We start from the raw sequence: 290 nt of genomic DNA, 5'->3' as shown, positions 1-290 counted from the left end.
TTTTTTCTTATAAAACTTGTTTTTATTTTTTGTTGTTTGTTTTGTTTTTTTTTTGGTGTTTGTGTTTTAATGTTTGTTTTTGTTTTTTTTTTTTTTTGGGTGGGTGTGTGGGTGTGTTTTTTGGTTTTTTTGTGTGGTGTCTGTTTTTTTTTTTTTTTGTGGGTGATTAAACGTTAAATTTACTTTGTGGGTTTTTTTGTTTGTGGGGGTATTATTTTTTTTTTTGTTTTTAATTTTTTTTTTGTTGCTTTTTTTTTTTTTTTTTTTCTTTGGGTTTTTTTTTTTTTTTT

The 290-nt window shown here is 22.1% G+C and carries 1 protein-coding gene; it reads right to left on the bottom strand.

Going from position 1 to position 290, the window contains the following annotated elements; translation table 11 throughout:
* Window positions 1-66 precede the first annotated feature (66 nt).
* The coding region (locus tag ACR6JA_RS22905) for a hypothetical protein (RefSeq protein ID WP_494599784.1) at window positions 67-290 on the bottom strand (224 nt) is incomplete at its 5' end.

The organism is Cedecea sp. B1(4), from assembly GCF_059414925.1.
Note: the sequence above shows the minus strand (reverse complement) of the source record. Positions and strands in the feature narration are given on the sequence as shown.